The sequence below is a fragment of the Escherichia sp. KTE96 genome (assembly GCF_000408525.1).
Taxonomy (GTDB): Bacteria; Pseudomonadota; Gammaproteobacteria; order Enterobacterales; family Enterobacteriaceae; genus Escherichia; species Escherichia marmotae.
Genome location: NZ_KE137146.1, coordinates 381,264 through 398,785, shown reverse-complemented (window position 1 = coordinate 398,785; position 17,522 = coordinate 381,264). Strand labels below are relative to the sequence as shown.

General features: G+C 52.8%; 16 protein-coding genes. 13 read left to right on the top strand and 3 right to left on the bottom strand.

Annotated features, from left to right (window positions below; genetic code table 11):
• Positions 1–2 precede the first annotated feature (2 nt).
• The 10 genes from nuoE (at position 3) to nuoN (ending at position 12,008) form a co-directional block, all read left to right on the top strand.
• The gene (nuoE, locus tag A1WG_RS19415) at positions 3–503 is read left to right on the top strand and encodes an NADH-quinone oxidoreductase subunit NuoE (protein WP_000545042.1); all 501 of its coding nucleotides are present in this window, start codon (positions 3–5) and stop codon (positions 501–503) included.
• On the top strand, positions 500–1,837 hold the full coding sequence (gene nuoF / locus A1WG_RS19420; protein ID WP_000789507.1) for an NADH-quinone oxidoreductase subunit NuoF: 1,338 nt from the start codon (positions 500–502) through the stop codon (positions 1,835–1,837). The genes nuoE and nuoF overlap by 4 nt, the downstream gene beginning before the upstream one ends.
• A gap of 52 nt (positions 1,838–1,889) precedes the next feature.
• Entirely contained in the window at positions 1,890–4,616 is a 2,727-nt protein-coding gene (nuoG, locus tag A1WG_RS19425) for an NADH-quinone oxidoreductase subunit NuoG (RefSeq protein ID WP_001516779.1), read from the top strand.
• On the top strand, positions 4,613–5,590 hold the full coding sequence (nuoH, locus tag A1WG_RS19430; RefSeq protein WP_000220077.1) for an NADH-quinone oxidoreductase subunit NuoH: 978 nt from the start codon (positions 4,613–4,615) through the stop codon (positions 5,588–5,590). Before nuoG ends, nuoH begins: the two co-directional genes overlap by 4 nt.
• 14 nt (positions 5,591–5,604) lie before the next feature.
• Positions 5,605–6,147 carry an NADH-quinone oxidoreductase subunit NuoI gene (gene nuoI / locus A1WG_RS19435; protein ID WP_000172749.1) on the top strand — a complete coding sequence of 181 codons (543 nt, stop codon included), beginning with the start codon at positions 5,605–5,607 and terminating at the stop codon, positions 6,145–6,147.
• An 11-nt stretch (positions 6,148–6,158) separates the two neighbouring features.
• Positions 6,159–6,713, top strand: coding sequence for an NADH-quinone oxidoreductase subunit J (gene nuoJ, locus A1WG_RS19440; RefSeq protein ID WP_000393511.1), 555 nt, complete (start codon positions 6,159–6,161; stop codon positions 6,711–6,713).
• Positions 6,710–7,012 carry an NADH-quinone oxidoreductase subunit NuoK gene (nuoK, locus tag A1WG_RS19445; protein ID WP_000612644.1) on the top strand — a complete coding sequence of 101 codons (303 nt, stop codon included), beginning with the start codon at positions 6,710–6,712 and terminating at the stop codon, positions 7,010–7,012. Before nuoJ ends, nuoK begins: the two co-directional genes overlap by 4 nt.
• Positions 7,009–8,850: an NADH-quinone oxidoreductase subunit L gene (gene nuoL, locus A1WG_RS19450; RefSeq protein WP_001516778.1), complete on the top strand. Its 1,842-nt coding sequence runs from the start codon at positions 7,009–7,011 to the stop codon at positions 8,848–8,850. Before nuoK ends, nuoL begins: the two co-directional genes overlap by 4 nt.
• Before the next feature lie 164 nt (positions 8,851–9,014).
• Positions 9,015–10,544: an NADH-quinone oxidoreductase subunit M gene (nuoM, locus tag A1WG_RS19455; protein WP_001516777.1), complete on the top strand. Its 1,530-nt coding sequence runs from the start codon at positions 9,015–9,017 to the stop codon at positions 10,542–10,544.
• A gap of 6 nt (positions 10,545–10,550) precedes the next feature.
• A complete protein-coding gene (nuoN, locus tag A1WG_RS19460; RefSeq protein ID WP_001516776.1) occupies positions 10,551–12,008 on the top strand; it encodes an NADH-quinone oxidoreductase subunit NuoN in 1,458 nt (485 codons plus the stop codon).
• A gap of 67 nt (positions 12,009–12,075) precedes the next feature.
• Here the strand turns inward: nuoN and A1WG_RS19465 are convergent, their stop codons facing one another.
• Together A1WG_RS19465 and A1WG_RS19470 are read right to left on the bottom strand one after the other, a co-directional pair.
• Positions 12,076–12,579, bottom strand: coding sequence for a YfbM family protein (locus A1WG_RS19465; RefSeq protein ID WP_000525379.1), 504 nt, complete (start codon positions 12,577–12,579; stop codon positions 12,076–12,078).
• Positions 12,580–12,680: 101 nt separating this feature from the next.
• Positions 12,681–13,637: a M28 family metallopeptidase gene (locus A1WG_RS19470; RefSeq protein ID WP_016242525.1), complete on the bottom strand. Its 957-nt coding sequence runs from the start codon at positions 13,635–13,637 to the stop codon at positions 12,681–12,683.
• 137 nt (positions 13,638–13,774) lie between these two features.
• Here A1WG_RS19470 and A1WG_RS19475 point away from each other — a divergent pair, with 137 nt between their 5' ends.
• Positions 13,775–15,538 (top strand): vWA domain-containing protein, encoded by a 1,764-nt coding sequence (locus tag A1WG_RS19475; protein ID WP_016242524.1) that lies wholly within the window; start codon positions 13,775–13,777, stop codon positions 15,536–15,538.
• Positions 15,539–15,659: 121 nt separating this feature from the next.
• Here A1WG_RS19475 and rbn read toward each other — a convergent pair whose 3' ends face one another.
• Entirely contained in the window at positions 15,660–16,577 is a 918-nt protein-coding gene (rbn, locus tag A1WG_RS19480) for a ribonuclease BN (RefSeq protein ID WP_000420121.1), read from the bottom strand.
• Positions 16,578–16,641: 64 nt separating this feature from the next.
• On the opposite strand from rbn, the gene A1WG_RS19485 reads away from it, so the two are divergent.
• Both A1WG_RS19485 and elaB read left to right on the top strand, forming a co-directional pair.
• Positions 16,642–17,103 (top strand): GNAT family N-acetyltransferase, encoded by a 462-nt coding sequence (locus A1WG_RS19485; protein ID WP_000568147.1) that lies wholly within the window; start codon positions 16,642–16,644, stop codon positions 17,101–17,103.
• 54 nt (positions 17,104–17,157) lie between these two features.
• Positions 17,158–17,463, top strand: a complete 306-nt coding sequence (elaB, locus tag A1WG_RS19490) for a stress response protein ElaB (RefSeq protein ID WP_000070671.1) — start codon at positions 17,158–17,160, stop codon at positions 17,461–17,463.
• The last annotated feature ends 59 nt before the right edge of the window (positions 17,464–17,522 follow it).

Sequence of the window (17,522 nt, the reverse complement as noted above, 5' to 3'; positions counted from 1 at the left end):
TTATGCACGAGAATCAACAACCACAAACCGAGGCTTTTGAGCTGAGTGCGGCAGAGCGTGAAGCGATTGAGCACGAGATGCACCACTACGAAGACCCGCGTGCGGCGTCCATTGAAGCGCTGAAAATCGTTCAGAAGCAGCGTGGCTGGGTGCCGGACGGCGCGATCCACGCGATCGCTGACGTTCTGGGTATTCCGGCAAGCGATGTTGAAGGTGTGGCAACGTTCTACAGCCAGATCTTCCGCCAGCCGGTGGGTCGCCATGTGATCCGCTATTGTGACAGCGTGGTTTGTCACATCAACGGTTACCAGGGAATTCAGGCGGCGCTGGAGAAAAAACTGAATATCAAACCAGGGCAAACGACGTTTGACGGTCGCTTTACGCTGCTGCCAACCTGCTGCCTGGGGAACTGCGACAAAGGGCCAAACATGATGATCGATGAAGACACTCACGCGCATCTGACCCCGGAAGCGATCCCTGAACTGCTGGAGCGGTATAAATGAAAAACATTATCCGTACTCCCGAAACGCATCCGCTGACCTGGCGTCTGCGCGATGACAAACAGCCGGTGTGGCTGGACGAATACCGCAGCAAAAACGGTTACGAAGGGGCGCGTAAGGCGCTGACCGGGCTTTCTCCGGACGAAATCGTCAATCAGGTCAAAGATTCCGGTCTGAAAGGGCGCGGCGGTGCGGGCTTCTCTACTGGCCTGAAGTGGAGCCTGATGCCGAAAGACGAATCCATGAACATCCGTTACCTGCTGTGTAACGCCGATGAAATGGAACCGGGCACCTATAAAGACCGTTTGCTGATGGAGCAACTGCCGCACCTGCTGGTGGAAGGTATGTTGATCTCTGCCTTTGCGCTGAAAGCGTATCGCGGCTACATCTTCCTGCGTGGCGAATATATCGAAGCGGCAGTGAATCTGCGTCGTGCCATTGCCGAAGCGACCGAAGCGGGGCTGCTCGGTAAAAACATTATGGGAACAGGTTTTGATTTCGAACTGTTCGTCCATACCGGGGCAGGACGCTACATCTGCGGTGAAGAAACTGCGTTAATCAACTCTCTGGAAGGGCGTCGCGCTAACCCGCGCTCGAAGCCACCATTCCCGGCAACCTCAGGCGCATGGGGCAAACCGACCTGTGTTAACAACGTCGAAACCCTGTGTAACGTTCCGGCGATCCTCGCTAACGGCGTGGAGTGGTATCAGAACATCTCGAAAAGCAAAGATGCTGGCACCAAGCTGATGGGCTTCTCTGGTCGGGTGAAAAATCCGGGTCTGTGGGAACTGCCGTTCGGTACTACCGCGCGTGAAATCCTTGAAGATTACGCTGGTGGTATGCGTGACGGGCTGAAATTCAAAGCCTGGCAGCCAGGCGGCGCGGGCACTGACTTCCTGACAGAAGCGCACCTTGACCTGCCGATGGAGTTCGAAAGTATCGGTAAAGCGGGTAGCCGTCTGGGTACGGCGCTGGCGATGGCCGTTGACCACGAGATCAACATGGTGTCGCTGGTACGTAACCTGGAAGAGTTTTTCGCCCGTGAATCCTGTGGCTGGTGTACGCCGTGCCGCGATGGTCTGCCGTGGAGTGTGAAAATTCTGCGTGCACTGGAGCGTGGCGAAGGTCAGCCTGGCGATATCGAAACACTTGAGCAACTGTGTCGATTCTTAGGCCCGGGTAAAACCTTCTGTGCCCACGCACCAGGTGCAGTGGAGCCGTTACAGAGCGCCATCAAATATTTCCGTGAAGAATTTGAAGCGGGAATCAAACAGCCGTTCAGCAATACCCATTTGATTAATGGGATTCAGCCGAACCTGCTGAAAGAGCGCTGGTAACCGAATTTCGATTAACGCTCAGTCTATGACTGAGAAAACTGGAAGCATGCTAATGGCTACAATTCATGTAGACGGCAAAGAATACGAGGTCAACGGAGCGGACAACCTGCTGGAAGCTTGTCTGTCTCTGGGCCTTGATATTCCTTACTTTTGCTGGCATCCGGCGCTGGGAAGCGTCGGTGCTTGCCGCCAGTGTGCGGTGAAGCAATACCAAAACGCGGAAGACACGCGTGGTCGCCTGGTGATGTCCTGTATGACACCGGCTTCCGATGGCACCTTTATTTCCATTGACGACGAAGAAGCGAAACAGTTCCGTGAAAGTGTGGTCGAGTGGTTAATGACCAACCACCCGCACGACTGTCCGGTCTGTGAAGAGGGGGGTAACTGCCATCTTCAGGATATGACCGTGATGACCGGGCATACCTTCCGTCGCTACCGTTTCACCAAACGTACCCACCGCAATCAGGATCTGGGGCCGTTCATCTCTCATGAAATGAATCGCTGCATCGCCTGCTACCGCTGCGTGCGTTACTACAAAGATTACGCTGACGGTACGGATCTGGGCGTTTATGGCGCGCACGACAACGTTTACTTCGGTCGCCCGGAAGACGGCACCCTGGAAAGCGAGTTCTCCGGTAACCTGGTGGAAATTTGCCCGACCGGCGTATTCACCGATAAAACGCACTCCGAGCGTTATAACCGTAAATGGGATATGCAGTTTGCGCCGAGTATCTGCCAGCAATGTTCCATCGGTTGTAACACCAGCCCGGGTGAACGTTATGGTGAACTACGTCGTATCGAAAACCGTTACAACGGTACGGTAAACCATTACTTCCTCTGCGACCGTGGTCGTTTCGGCTACGGCTACGTCAACCTGAAGGATCGTCCACGTCAGCCGGTACAGCGTCGTGGCGATGATTTCATCACCCTCAACGCCGAGCAGGCGATGCAAGGTGCGGCAGATATTCTGCGTCAGTCGAAGAAAGTCATCGGCATCGGTTCTCCGCGTGCCAGCGTGGAAAGCAACTTTGCGCTGCGTGAACTGGTTGGCGAAGAAAACTTCTACACCGGTATCGCTCACGGTGAGCAGGAACGTCTGCAACTGGCGCTGAAAGTGCTGCGTGAAGGCGGCATTTATACTCCGGCACTGCGTGAAATCGAATCTTACGATGCGGTACTGGTGCTGGGCGAAGATGTTACTCAGACCGGGGCACGCGTCGCGCTGGCGGTTCGTCAGGCAGTAAAAGGCAAAGCGCGCGAAATGGCGGCAGCACAGAAAGTGGCTGACTGGCAGATTGCGGCAATCCTCAACATTGGCCAACGTGCCAAGCACCCGCTGTTTGTTACTAACGTTGATGACACCCGCCTGGATGACATCGCGGCGTGGACTTACCGCGCACCGGTTGAAGATCAGGCACGTTTAGGTTTTGCCATCGCTCACGCGCTGGACAACTCCGCACCAGCGGTTGACGGTATCGAGCCGGAGCTGCAAAGCAAAATCGACGTCATCGTGCAGGCACTGGCTGGTGCGAAGAAACCGTTGATTATCTCCGGCACTAACGCCGGTAGCACAGAAGTGATTCAGGCTGCCGCTAATGTAGCAAAAGCCCTGAAAGGTCGCGGCGCTGACGTAGGTATCACTATGATTGCCCGTTCCGTAAACAGTATGGGGCTGGGCATTATGGGCGGCGGTTCGCTTGAAGAAGCCCTGACCGAACTGGAAACCGGACGCGCCGATGCAGTGGTGGTGCTGGAAAACGATCTACATCGTCACGCTTCCGCGACCCGCGTGAACGCCGCGCTGGCAAAAGCTCCGCTGGTGATGGTGGTTGACCATCAGCGCACGGCGATTATGGAAAACGCCCATCTGGTGCTTTCCGCTGCCAGCTTTGCTGAAAGCGATGGTACGGTGATCAACAACGAAGGTCGTGCTCAACGTTTCTTCCAGGTTTACGATCCGTCTTACTACGACAGCAAAACGGTGATGCTGGAAAGCTGGCGCTGGTTACACTCGCTGCACAGTACACTGCTGAGTCGAGAGGTGGACTGGACGCAGCTCGACCATGTGATTGACGCCGTCGTGGCGAAGATCCCGGAACTTGCTGGCATCAAAGATGCCGCGCCGGATGCGACATTCCGCATTCGTGGTCAGAAACTGGCTCGTGAGCCGCACCGTTACAGTGGTCGTACCGCCATGCGCGCCAATATCAGCGTTCATGAACCGCGTCAGCCGCAGGATATCGACACCATGTTCACCTTCTCGATGGAAGGTAACAACCAGCCGACCGCGCACCGTTCGCAAGTGCCGTTTGCCTGGGCACCGGGCTGGAACTCCCCGCAGGCGTGGAACAAATTCCAGGACGAAGTGGGTGGCAAATTGCGCTTTGGCGATCCGGGCGTGCGTTTGTTTGAAGCCAGCGAAAACGGTCTGGATTACTTCACCAGCGTACCGGCACGCTTCCAGCCGCAGGAAGGGAAATGGCGTATCGCGCCGTACTACCATCTGTTTGGCAGCGATGAACTGTCACAGCGTGCTCCGGTATTCCAGAGCCGTATGCCGCAGCCGTATATCAAACTCAACCCGGCAGATGCCGCGAAGTTGGGCGTGAATGCGGGTACTCGCGTCTCCTTTAGTTACGATGGCAACACGGTCACGCTACCGGTTGAAATCGCAGAAGGGCTGACGGCAGGGCAGGTGGGCTTGCCGATGGGCATGTCCGGCATTGCTCCGGTGCTGGCTGGCGCGCATCTTGAGGATCTCAAGGAGGCACAACAATGACCTGGTTATCACCGGAACTGATTGAGATCCTGCTGACCATCCTCAAAGCGGTGGTGATCTTGCTGGTGGTTGTCACCTGCGGGGCATTCATGAGCTTTGGTGAACGTCGTCTGCTGGGGCTGTTCCAGAACCGTTACGGACCTAACCGTGTTGGCTGGGGCGGTTCGCTTCAGTTGGTCGCGGACATGATCAAAATGTTCTTTAAAGAAGACTGGATCCCGAAATTCTCGGATCGCGTCATCTTTACCCTTGCGCCGATGATCGCCTTTACCTCGTTGCTGCTGGCCTTTGCGATTGTGCCAGTCAGTCCGGGTTGGGTGGTTGCCGACCTGAACATCGGGATTTTGTTCTTCCTGATGATGGCAGGTCTGGCGGTTTACGCAGTGCTGTTTGCGGGCTGGTCAAGTAACAACAAATACTCGCTGCTGGGTGCGATGCGTGCTTCTGCGCAGACCCTAAGCTACGAAGTGTTCCTCGGGCTTTCCCTGATGGGCGTGGTGGCGCAGGCCGGTTCATTCAACATGACCGACATCGTTAACAGCCAGGCGCATGTATGGAACGTCATCCCGCAATTCTTTGGTTTTATTACCTTTGCCATCGCGGGCGTGGCGGTATGTCACCGTCACCCGTTTGACCAGCCGGAAGCCGAGCAGGAACTGGCGGATGGTTACCACATTGAATATTCCGGGATGAAATTCGGCCTGTTCTTCGTGGGTGAATACATCGGGATTGTGACCATCTCCGCACTGATGGTGACGTTGTTCTTCGGTGGCTGGCAAGGCCCGTTGTTACCGCCATTCATCTGGTTCGCGCTGAAAACTGCGTTCTTTATGATGATGTTCATTTTGATTCGTGCGTCGTTGCCGCGTCCGCGTTATGACCAGGTAATGTCCTTCGGCTGGAAAATCTGCCTGCCGCTGACGCTGATCAACTTGCTGGTAACGGCGGCTGTCATTCTCTGGCAGGCGCAATAAGGGGCACTAAGACCATGACCTTAAAAGAATTGTTAGTAGGTTTCGGCACCCAGGTTCGTAGTATCTGGATGATCGGCCTGCACGCGTTTGCCAAGCGCGAAACGCGAATGTACCCGGAAGAGCCGGTCTATCTGCCGCCCCGTTATCGTGGTCGTATCGTTCTGACCCGCGATCCGGACGGCGAAGAGCGTTGCGTAGCCTGTAACCTCTGCGCAGTAGCCTGCCCGGTCGGCTGTATCTCGCTGCAAAAAGCAGAAACCAAAGACGGTCGCTGGTATCCGGAATTTTTCCGCATCAACTTCTCACGCTGCATTTTCTGTGGTCTGTGCGAAGAAGCCTGTCCGACCACGGCGATTCAGTTAACCCCGGATTTCGAGATGGGGGAATACAAACGCCAGGATCTGGTTTACGAGAAAGAGGATCTGCTGATCTCCGGTCCGGGCAAATACCCGGAATATAACTTCTACCGGATGGCAGGTATGGCAATCGACGGCAAAGATAAGGGCGAAGCAGAGAACGAAGCCAAGCCTATCGACGTCAAGAGCCTGTTACCGTAAGGAGAGGGGCAATGGAGTTCGCTTTTTATATCTGTGGCCTGATAGCCATACTTGCGACCTTGCGAGTGATCACCCATACCAATCCGGTACACGCATTGCTGTACCTGATTATTTCGCTGCTGGCGATTTCCGGGGTGTTCTTCTCACTGGGCGCTTACTTTGCCGGTGCGCTGGAAATTATCGTCTACGCGGGTGCCATTATGGTGCTGTTCGTGTTCGTGGTGATGATGCTCAACCTGGGCGGTTCGGAAATCGAACAGGAACGCCAGTGGCTGAAACCGCAGGTGTGGATTGGTCCGGCAATTTTGTCGGCCATCATGCTGGTGGTGATTGTTTACGCCATTCTCGGTGTTAACGATCAGGGTATCGATGGTACGCCAATCAGCGCCAAAGCAGTGGGTATTACGCTGTTTGGGCCTTACGTGCTGGCGGTTGAACTGGCCTCTATGCTGCTGCTGGCCGGTCTGGTTGTGGCCTTCCACGTCGGTCGCGAAGAGCGTGCGGGTGAAGTGCTGAGCAATCGCAAAGACGACAGCGCGAAAAGAAAAACGGAGGAGCACGCATGATCCCCTTACAACATGGACTGATCCTCGCGGCAATCTTGTTCGTTCTTGGCTTAACCGGTCTGGTTATCCGTCGCAATCTGCTGTTTATGCTGATTGGTCTGGAAATCATGATTAACGCCTCCGCGCTGGCCTTTGTGGTCGCCGGGAGCTACTGGGGCCAGACCGACGGTCAGGTGATGTACATTCTTGCCATCAGCCTCGCGGCGGCGGAAGCGAGTATCGGTCTTGCGCTGCTGCTGCAACTTCACCGTCGTCGCCAGAACCTGAACATCGATTCAGTAAGTGAGATGCGCGGATGAACATGCTTGCCTTAACCATTATTTTGCCATTAATTGGCTTCATTCTGCTGGCGTTCTCTCGCGGACGCTGGTCTGAAAATGTCTCAGCGATCGTTGGCGTTGGCTCTGTGGGCCTGGCTGCGCTGGTGACTGCTTTTATCGGCGTCGATTTCTTCGCTAACGGTGAGCAGGCTTACAGCCAGCCGCTGTGGACGTGGATGTCGGTAGGCGACTTTAACATCGGTTTCAACCTGGTGCTGGACGGCCTGTCACTGACCATGCTCTCAGTGGTCACCGGTGTGGGTTTCCTGATCCACATGTACGCCTCCTGGTATATGCGCGGTGAAGAGGGCTACTCTCGCTTCTTCGCTTACACCAACCTGTTCATTGCCAGCATGGTGGTTCTGGTTCTGGCCGACAACCTGCTGCTGATGTACCTCGGCTGGGAAGGCGTGGGCCTGTGCTCCTATCTGCTGATCGGTTTCTATTACACCGATCCGAAGAATGGTGCCGCGGCAATGAAAGCGTTTGTCGTGACCCGTGTCGGTGACGTGTTCCTCGCTTTCGCGCTGTTCATTCTCTACAACGAACTGGGCACGCTGAACTTCCGCGAAATGGTGGAACTGGCACCGGCGCACTTTGCAGACGGCAATAACATGCTGATGTGGGCGACGCTGATGCTGCTGGGTGGTGCGGTTGGTAAATCTGCGCAGTTGCCGTTGCAGACATGGCTTGCCGACGCGATGGCTGGCCCGACGCCTGTCTCTGCGCTGATCCACGCCGCAACCATGGTAACCGCAGGTGTTTACCTGATCGCCCGTACCCACGGCCTGTTCCTGATGACCCCGGAAGTTCTGCATCTGGTGGGTATTGTCGGGGCGGTTACCTTGCTGCTGGCTGGTTTTGCTGCGTTGGTACAGACCGACATCAAACGTGTTCTCGCTTACTCCACCATGAGTCAGATTGGCTACATGTTCCTCGCGCTTGGCGTGCAGGCATGGGATGCGGCGATTTTCCACTTGATGACCCACGCATTCTTTAAAGCGCTGCTGTTCCTGGCATCCGGTTCTGTCATTCTGGCCTGTCATCACGAACAGAACATCTTCAAGATGGGCGGTCTGCGTAAATCTATTCCGCTGGTTTATCTCTGCTTCCTGGTGGGCGGCGCGGCGCTGTCGGCACTGCCGCTGGTCACTGCGGGCTTCTTCAGTAAGGATGAGATCCTCGCGGGTGCGATGGCGAATGGTCATATCAATCTGATGGTGGCTGGTCTGGTCGGTGCGTTTATGACCTCGCTCTACACCTTCCGTATGATTTTCATCGTCTTCCACGGAAAAGAACAAATTCACGCTCACGCCGTGAAAGGGATCACCCACAGCCTGCCGCTGATTGTGCTGCTGATCCTTTCCACCTTCGTTGGCGCACTGATTGTACCGCCGCTGCAGGGCGTGCTTCCGCAAACCACGGAGCTGGCACACGGCAGTATGTTGACCCTGGAAATTACCTCTGGCGTGGTTGCGGTTGTTGGCATTTTGCTGGCAGCCTGGCTGTGGCTGGGTAAACGTACTCTGGTGACTTCTATCGCCAACAGTGCACCGGGTCGTCTGCTGGGGACCTGGTGGTACAACGCCTGGGGCTTTGACTGGCTGTACGACAAAGTGTTCGTCAAACCGTTCCTGGGGATCGCCTGGTTGCTGAAACGCGATCCGCTGAACTCAATGATGAACATCCCGGCGATCCTCTCGCGCTTTGCGGGTAAAGGTCTGTTGCTCAGTGAGAACGGCTACCTGCGCTGGTATGTGGCATCCATGAGCATCGGTGCGGTCGTGGTGCTGGCACTGTTGATGGTACTGCGTTGAGTTAAGGATTGTGGGATTTGCCCTCGGGCATATAAGAACGTAGGTCGGATAAGCCACTACAGCGGCGCATCCGACACTCCCCCCAATCCGAAGTGAATTTTCTGTCGTGAGAATTCGTTGAAAATCCGGTCCTGACGGGACTTTTACAAGGAATAAAGATCGCCATGTTACTACCCTGGCTAATATTAATTCCCTTTATTGGCGGCTTCCTGTGCTGGCAGACCGAACGCTTTGGCGTAAAGGTGCCGCGTTGGATCGCGCTAATCACCATGGGATTGACGCTGGCGCTGTCGCTGCAACTGTGGTTGCAGGGCGGTTATTCACTGACGCAATCCGCCGGAATTCCGCAGTGGCAGTCTGAATTCGACATGCCGTGGATCCCGCGTTTTGGAATCTCTATTCACCTCGCCATTGATGGTCTGTCGTTGCTGATGGTCGTGCTGACAGGTCTGCTCGGCGTGCTGGCGGTACTTTGCTCGTGGAATGAGATCGAAAAATATCAGGGCTTCTTCCACCTCAACCTGATGTGGATCCTGGGCGGTGTTATCGGCGTGTTCCTTGCCATCGACATGTTCCTGTTCTTCTTCTTCTGGGAAATGATGCTGGTGCCGATGTACTTCCTGATCGCACTGTGGGGGCATAAAGCTTCTGACGGTAAAACGCGTATCACGGCGGCAACCAAATTCTTCATCTACACCCAGGCGAGTGGTCTGGTGATGTTGATCGCCATCCTGGCGCTGGTCTTCGTTCACTACAATGCGACTGGTGTCTGGACCTTCAACTATGAAGAGCTGCTGAATACGCCAATGTCCAGCGGTGTGGAATATCTGTTGATGCTGGGCTTCTTCATAGCCTTTGCGGTGAAAATGCCGGTGGTTCCACTGCACGGTTGGTTGCCAGATGCCCACTCCCAGGCACCGACTGCCGGTTCCGTTGACCTCGCGGGGATCTTGCTGAAAACCGCCGCTTACGGTCTGCTGCGTTTCTCCCTGCCGTTGTTCCCGAACGCGTCGGCAGAGTTTGCGCCAATCGCGATGTGGCTGGGTGTTATCGGCATCTTCTACGGTGCGTGGATGGCCTTTGCCCAGACTGATATCAAACGTTTGATCGCCTACACCTCGGTTTCCCACATGGGCTTCGTGCTGATTGCTATCTATACCGGCAGCCAGTTGGCCTACCAGGGCGCGGTTATTCAGATGATTGCGCACGGCTTGTCGGCGGCGGGTCTGTTTATTCTCTGCGGTCAGCTCTATGAACGTATCCACACCCGTGACATGCGCATGATGGGCGGTCTGTGGAGCAAAATGAAATGGCTGCCAGCACTGTCGCTGTTCTTTGCTGTGGCAACGCTTGGGATGCCGGGCACTGGTAACTTCGTCGGTGAATTTATGATTCTGTTCGGCAGCTTCCAGGTCGTCCCGGTCATTACCGTTATCTCTACTTTTGGGCTGGTCTTTGCGTCTGTTTATTCGCTGGCAATGCTGCATCGCGCTTACTTCGGTAAGGCGAAAAGCGAGATTGCCAGCCAGGAACTGCCAGGGATGTCGCTGCGTGAGTTGTTTATGATCCTGTTGCTGGTGGTGCTGCTGGTACTGCTGGGCTTCTGGCCGCAGCCGATTCTGGATACCTCGCACTCCGCGATTGGCAATATCCAGCAGTGGTTTGTTAATTCCGTTACTACTACAAGGCCGTAAATCGCCATGACAATAACTCCACAAAACCTGATCGCACTGCTACCGTTGCTGATCGTCGGCTTGACGGTGGTGGTTGTGATGCTCTCCATTGCGTGGCGACGCAATCACTTCCTCAACGCCACGCTGTCGGTCATTGGGCTTAACGCGGCGCTGGTTTCGCTCTGGTTTGTTGGCCAGGCGGGCGCTATGGACGTCACGCCGCTGATGCGTGTTGATGGTTTCGCCATGCTCTACACCGGGCTGGTACTTCTGGCGAGCCTCGCCACCTGTACTTTTGCCTACCCGTGGCTTGAAGGTTATAATGACAATAAGGACGAGTTCTACCTGTTGGTGTTAATTGCCGCCTTGGGTGGGATCTTGCTGGCGAATGCCAACCATCTGGCGTCTCTGTTCCTCGGTATCGAACTGATCTCTCTGCCGTTGTTTGGCCTGGTCGGTTACGCTTTCCGCCAGAAACGATCGCTGGAAGCCAGTATCAAATACACCATTCTTTCTGCCGCAGCGTCTTCTTTCTTGCTGTTCGGTATGGCGCTGGTGTACGCGCAGTCTGGCGACCTGTCGTTCGTCGCGCTGGGTAAAAACCTCGGTGATGGTATGCTCAACGAGCCGCTGTTACTGGCGGGTTTTGGCCTGATGATTGTCGGCCTCGGCTTCAAACTTTCTCTGGTGCCGTTCCACCTGTGGACACCAGACGTATACCAGGGCGCGCCTGCGCCGGTTTCCACCTTCCTGGCGACGGCGAGCAAAATCGCTATCTTCGGCGTGGTGATGCGTCTGTTCCTTTACGCACCGGTGGGCGACAGCGAAGCGATTCGCGTGGTGCTGGCGATTATCGCCTTTGCCTCCATCATCTTCGGTAACCTGATGGCGCTGAGCCAGACCAATATCAAACGTCTGCTCGGTTACTCGTCTATCTCTCACCTCGGTTATCTGCTGGTGGCACTGATTGCGCTGCAAACCGGCGAGATGTCGATGGAAGCGGTAGGGGTTTACCTCGCCGGTTATCTGTTCAGCAGCCTCGGCGCGTTCGGTTTGGTCAGCCTGATGTCCAGCCCGTATCGTGGCCCGGATGCTGATTCCCTGTTCTCTTACCGCGGACTGTTCTGGCATCGTCCGATCCTCGCGGCGGTGATGACGGTGATGATGCTGTCACTGGCCGGTATCCCGATGACGCTGGGCTTTATCGGTAAGTTTTACGTGCTGGCGGTTGGTGTTCAGGCGCACCTGTGGTGGCTGGTGGGCGCTGTGGTTGTCGGTTCGGCAATCGGCCTCTACTACTACCTGCGCGTGGCGGTGAGCCTGTACCTTCATGGTTCAGAACAGCCAAACCGTGATGCACCGTCAGACTGGCAGTACACGGCAGGCGGCATCGTGGTGCTGATCTCCGCACTGTTGGTACTGGTGCTGGGTGTATGGCCGCAACCGCTGATTAGCATTGTACGTTTGGCAATGCCGCTGATGTAAGCAGTCAGTTCGTAAGTCAGAAAGCCGCCGACATGTTCGGCGGTTTTTTATGGTGCCTTTGACACCATCACCCAACAATAACCGTCAGCGCATGATTCCCTTGTCGCAGCATACGTCGATACGCGCTAATCAACTTCTCCATATCAAGCATGATCGACGCAAAGAGTTGCCCCTCTAACTCTTCTGAAAAGGTCACTCCCGGATAAATCTCCATTTCATTGAGTCGCTTAATGGAAAACTGTTTACGCAGCTCACTTCGATCCAGAGCTTCCAGGCGGTCGATTGTCGCGGCTAACTCCTGATTCCAGGTCAATCCCAGGAAACCATCTATGCCATCTTCGAGGCTGTGTTCACCAAGCACGGCACGACTTAGCGGGTCATTCTTCGCGGGATCAAAAGCAGAGGTACCTGTCAGGCCAAAATGTAAAAAATCCCAGCGCTTATCAATATCCAGTCGGCGTAAACCTGAAAGCGTGTCGTGAATATTGTCCATCAAAGGTTTTTCAGTAGACTCAAGCAGTTGGTTAACCTTTTCTGAATTAATTTCCGCAAAATAACCAATCATTCCCATTTGTTTTCCTCCGTTGAATTTCATTTTTCGCATCTTAAATCAGATGCCACAAAATAAAATTACAGCAGTCATTTTTCTGGAGCTGCCTCGAGAAATTTTTATTATTTACTGTTATGCAACAAACTAATAACGCCATCAATTACCTGCGCCATTTTCTGGTAATTGAGTCTGTCTGCAGTATCGCCAGACTGGTGATATTGTTTATTTCGATAAAACGCAGTGTCTGTAATCATGACGGCAGGAATATCTTGCTGCCAGTAATTGAGATGGTCGGAGAAATCGATACCGGGAATAAATCCCGGTGCGTTAATAGAATAAACAGGCAACTCTGTTGCTGATAACAACGCAGATTTTACCTGACGCACAGCGCTGATATCCTGCATTCTGCCAACCACTGCAATAAAATCACCACGGTCGGGATAAAGCCAGGACATGACAGAGTAAGGGTAATCCTGACTCCCGGATGCGGAGTCGTAATAACCAATCATCTCCAGCGCTATCATTAATTTCACCGGACGCTCAAGCGAAGCGGCGTGTACCGCGCTCCCCATTTCATCGCTACGAAAGAAGGGCGAGGCGACTAGTTGAACGCCTGTTTTCGGCGCTTGCTGCTGTAACAAACGTGCCAGCTCCAGTAGTCCGGCGACGCCGCTGGCGTTATCATCCGCGCCTGGCGTATAGATTAATTGGTCGTTTTCATAACTGGTTGCGGAATCATAGTGCGCCCCAATAATAATCAGCGATCCATCGGCAGGACCGTAATCAGCAACAATGTTTTTGTAGGGGCCACCAGTAATGGGGACGTCCTGCACGGTAACTCTGGCACCGCTACTGACAAAGACCTCTTTTATATACTCTGCGGATCTATTCAGATTATCAATATTGTCAGCACTACGTGGATGCACAGTTTGTGTAAAGTAACGAACTGTTTTTTCTAATTGCTCGGGACTTGCGTGCCGGGGCGTTGGCGGTAATGCATTGACCCAGGGTTGATAAAAAACAATTAGAGGAAGTGAAAGCAAGAACAATATAAAAAATGGAAAGGTTATTTTTTTCATATACAAATTATTAATAGGTTTTGTTGTTGAATTATTATTTGTTATGGGTTTCGGGATTGTATTTTATTAAGATTGGTCGGATTATACAAAGAGTCTATTTTATGTCTGGTAGCTGAGTTTATTTAAAAGGATTTTATATGCGAAATAAAAATATAATCATGTTGCTTATTAGTAGTTTGATTTTGTCAGGATGTGGGCAGGAATCTGATGATAAGGAAAGTCAGCAACAACAATCTACTACACCCACAGACCAGCAAGTACTTGCCGCGCAACAAGCGGCAACAAAAGTGGCGGAGCAAAGAGCCGCCGCCGCTAAAGCCGCTGCAGATGCGAAAGCAAAAACCTTAGCCCAGCATGAAGCGCAACAATCCTCAGACAAACAGGCTTTGCAGGGGCGATTGCAGGAAGCGCCAACATTTGCAAGAGCGGCTAAAGCAAAAGCTACACGTATCGCAAATCCAGGAACAGCTCGCTACCAGCAGTTCGATGATAATCCGGTTAAGCAGGTAGCGCAAAACCCGTTGGCGACGTTTAGCCTTGACGTCGACACCGGCAGCTATGCAAATGTACGGCGTTTCCTCAATCAAGAGCTGTTACCTCCGCCAGACTCTGTGCGGGTGGAGGAGATGGTCAATTATTTTCCGTCAGACTGGGTTATTAATGATAAAAGCAATAATAAAGAGCCTGTTCCCGCCACTAAGCCAATACCTTTCGCTATGCGCTATGAACTGGCATCTGCGCCCTGGAATGAGCAGCGAACATTGCTGAAAGTTGATATCCTGGCGAAAGATCGCAAAAGTGAAGAGTTACCAGCTTCTAATCTGGTCTTTCTTATCGACACTTCTGGTTCAATGATTTCTAGTGAACGTTTGCCACTTATTCAGTCTTCGTTGAAATTATTGGTCAAAGAACTTCGTGAGCAGGATAACATTGCCATCGTAACCTACGCTGGCGACTCCCGTATTGCGTTGCCTTCTACCTCAGGGAATCACAAGTCAGAAATTAATGCCGCGATTGATTCGCTGGATGCGGAAGGCAGTACCAATGGCGGTGCCGGGCTGGAACTGGCTTATCAGCAGGCGGCGAAGGGGTTTATTAAGGGCGGCATCAATCGCATTTTATTGGCCACTGACGGTGACTTTAACGTTGGTATTGACGATCCAAAATCGATTGAATCAATGGTCAAAAAACAGCGGGAGTCCGGTGTTACTCTTTCGACGCTTGGCGTGGGGGATGACAATTACAACGAGGCAATGATGGTGCGAATTGCCGATGTTGGTAACGGCAACTACAGCTACATTGATACTCTCTCTGAAGCGCAGAAAGTGTTGAACAGTGAAATGCGGCAGACGTTGATTACCGTAGCAAAAGATGTCAAAGCGCAAATAGAGTTTAACCCCGCGTGGGTAACGGAATACCGTCAGATTGGTTATGAAAAGCGCCAACTTCGGGCGGAGGATTTTAATAACGACAACGTTGATGCGGGGGATATTGGCGCAGGTAAACATATAACGTTGTTATTCGAATTAACGCTGAATGGGCAAAAAGCATCAATTGATAAGTTACGCTATGCCCCGGATAACAAATCAGCGAAATCAGATAAAGCGAAAGAACTGGCCTGGTTAAAGATTCGTTGGAAATACCCGCAGGGAAAAGAAAGTCAGTTAGTTGAATTCCCGTTGGCACCCACAATAAACGCACCTTCAGAAGATATGCGTTTTCGCGCAGCAGTCGCTGCGTTTGGGCAAAAATTGCGCGGTTCTGAATACCTGAATAATACATCCTGGCAGCAGATCGAACAGTGGGCGCGGCAAGCGAAAGGACCGGATCAACAAGGCTACAGAGCGGAATTTATTCGCCTGATTGGGCTGGCGGAAGGTCTGGACAATTCACAAAACTAAAAATGATAAATCTGTTTGCCGGATATCGACATCAAGCGTATTCGGCAAACAGATGAAAAATACGTCAAATAAGTGCGTTGGCATCATTAAATTAATCTGCCAACTAACCACCGCTTTCGACTTAAATGCTAAACACCGCGAAATCGCTCGCCAGTTCGGTTGCCGGGAAAATCGACCGACATTCGTGTAACAAGTGCTGACAGCCTTTATCATCATAGCGCGAACTAACATGGGTAATGATTAGTTTACCGACACCAGCTTCACGGGCCAGTGCCGCCGCCTGGCGTGTGGAGCTGTGGCCGCGACTGTTGGCTTTGGCCTCCATCGCCATATCCAGCGTCGCTTCGTGAACCATTATGTCGACACCTTTAGCAAGGTCGATTGCGGCATCGCAAGGGCCGGTATCACCGAAAATGGCGATTGATTTACCCGGTGTAGGCGCGTCTAAATAATCAGCGCCGTTAATCTGCCGACCGTCTTCCAGCGTGACTGTTTTGCCTTTTTTCAAATCCTGAAACAACGGACCGGGTTGTACACCGGCATCTTTTAACGCCCGGGCGTTCAGCGCGCCAGGTTTATCATGTTCTTCAATACGATAGCCGTAACATTCCAGCGGATGTTCCATCGGATAAGCTGTCACTTTACGCAAGCCATCATCAAGAATTTCGCCTGCGCTAATTTCAATAATCTCCAGTGGATAATCAGTCCACGAGCCACTAATGCGTAACGCTGTCTCAACAAATTCACGGATACCTTGCGGACCATAAATGGTTAAGGGTTGCACAATGCCTGACATGGAACGACTGCATAGCAACCCGGGCAAGCCAAAAAGATGATCGCCATGTAAATGGCTTATAAAAATCCTGTCCAGTTTTCCGGGGTTAAATGCCGTGTGCAACATCTGGTGTTGTGTACCTTCACCGCAGTCAAATAACCAAAGCCCGGCTCGCGTTGGATGTTGCAGATTAAGCAATATTGCCGTGACATTCCGTGTTCGGGTCGGAACCCCCGCTGAAGTACCTAAAAAAATTAATTCCATGAGTTCATCACGCTGCTGAAAATATTCCAGCTAGTATAAAGCAAACAGCACAAAGGAGCCTTCCATGATCGACTGGCAAGATCTGCATCATTCTGATTTATCTGTTTCTCAGCTTTATGCCTTATTACAACTACGCTGCGCGGTATTTGTGGTGGAGCAAAACTGCCCTTATCAGGATATCGACGGTGATGATCTGGTAGGAGAAAATCGCCATCTTCTCGGCTGGCATCACGGGACACTGGTGGCGTATGCGAGGATCCTGAAAAGTGATGATGATCTCGAACCGGTGGTGATTGGTCGGGTGATTGTCAGCGAAGCCTTACGCGGCGAAAAAATCGGTCAGCAATTGATGAGCAAGGCGCTGGAATCATGTACGCGCCACTGGCCGGACAAGGCGATTTATCTGGGGGCGCAGGCGCACTTACAAAACTTTTATGAGCAATTTGGTTTCATCCCAGTGACCGATATTTATGAGGAAGATGGTATTCCGCATATCGGGATGGCGCGCGAGGTTAATCAGGCGTGATTGATAACAGTTGTCTATAGTTAGTGGCAGGTTTTACGTAAATGGAGAACGAGAATGTCTAATCAATTTAGTGATACACGTATCGATGACGACCTGACGTTACTGAGTGAAACACTGGAAGAGGTGCTACGCTCCTCTGGCGATCCCGCCGATCAAAAATATGTTGAGCTAAAGGCGCGGGCAGAAAAGGCGCTGGATGATGTGAAAAAAAGGGTAAGTCAGGCTTCCGACAGCTATTACTATCGGGCGAAGCAGGCGGTATATCGTGCCGATGACTACGTCCATGAAAAACCCTGGCAGGGGATTGGTGTGGGCGCGGCCGTTGGACTGGTATTAGGACTGTTGCTGGCACGCCGTTAAAACCTCCCTACACTGGGGTACTGCATTTTTTGTGCAGTACCCCGTATAATGTGAGGCTT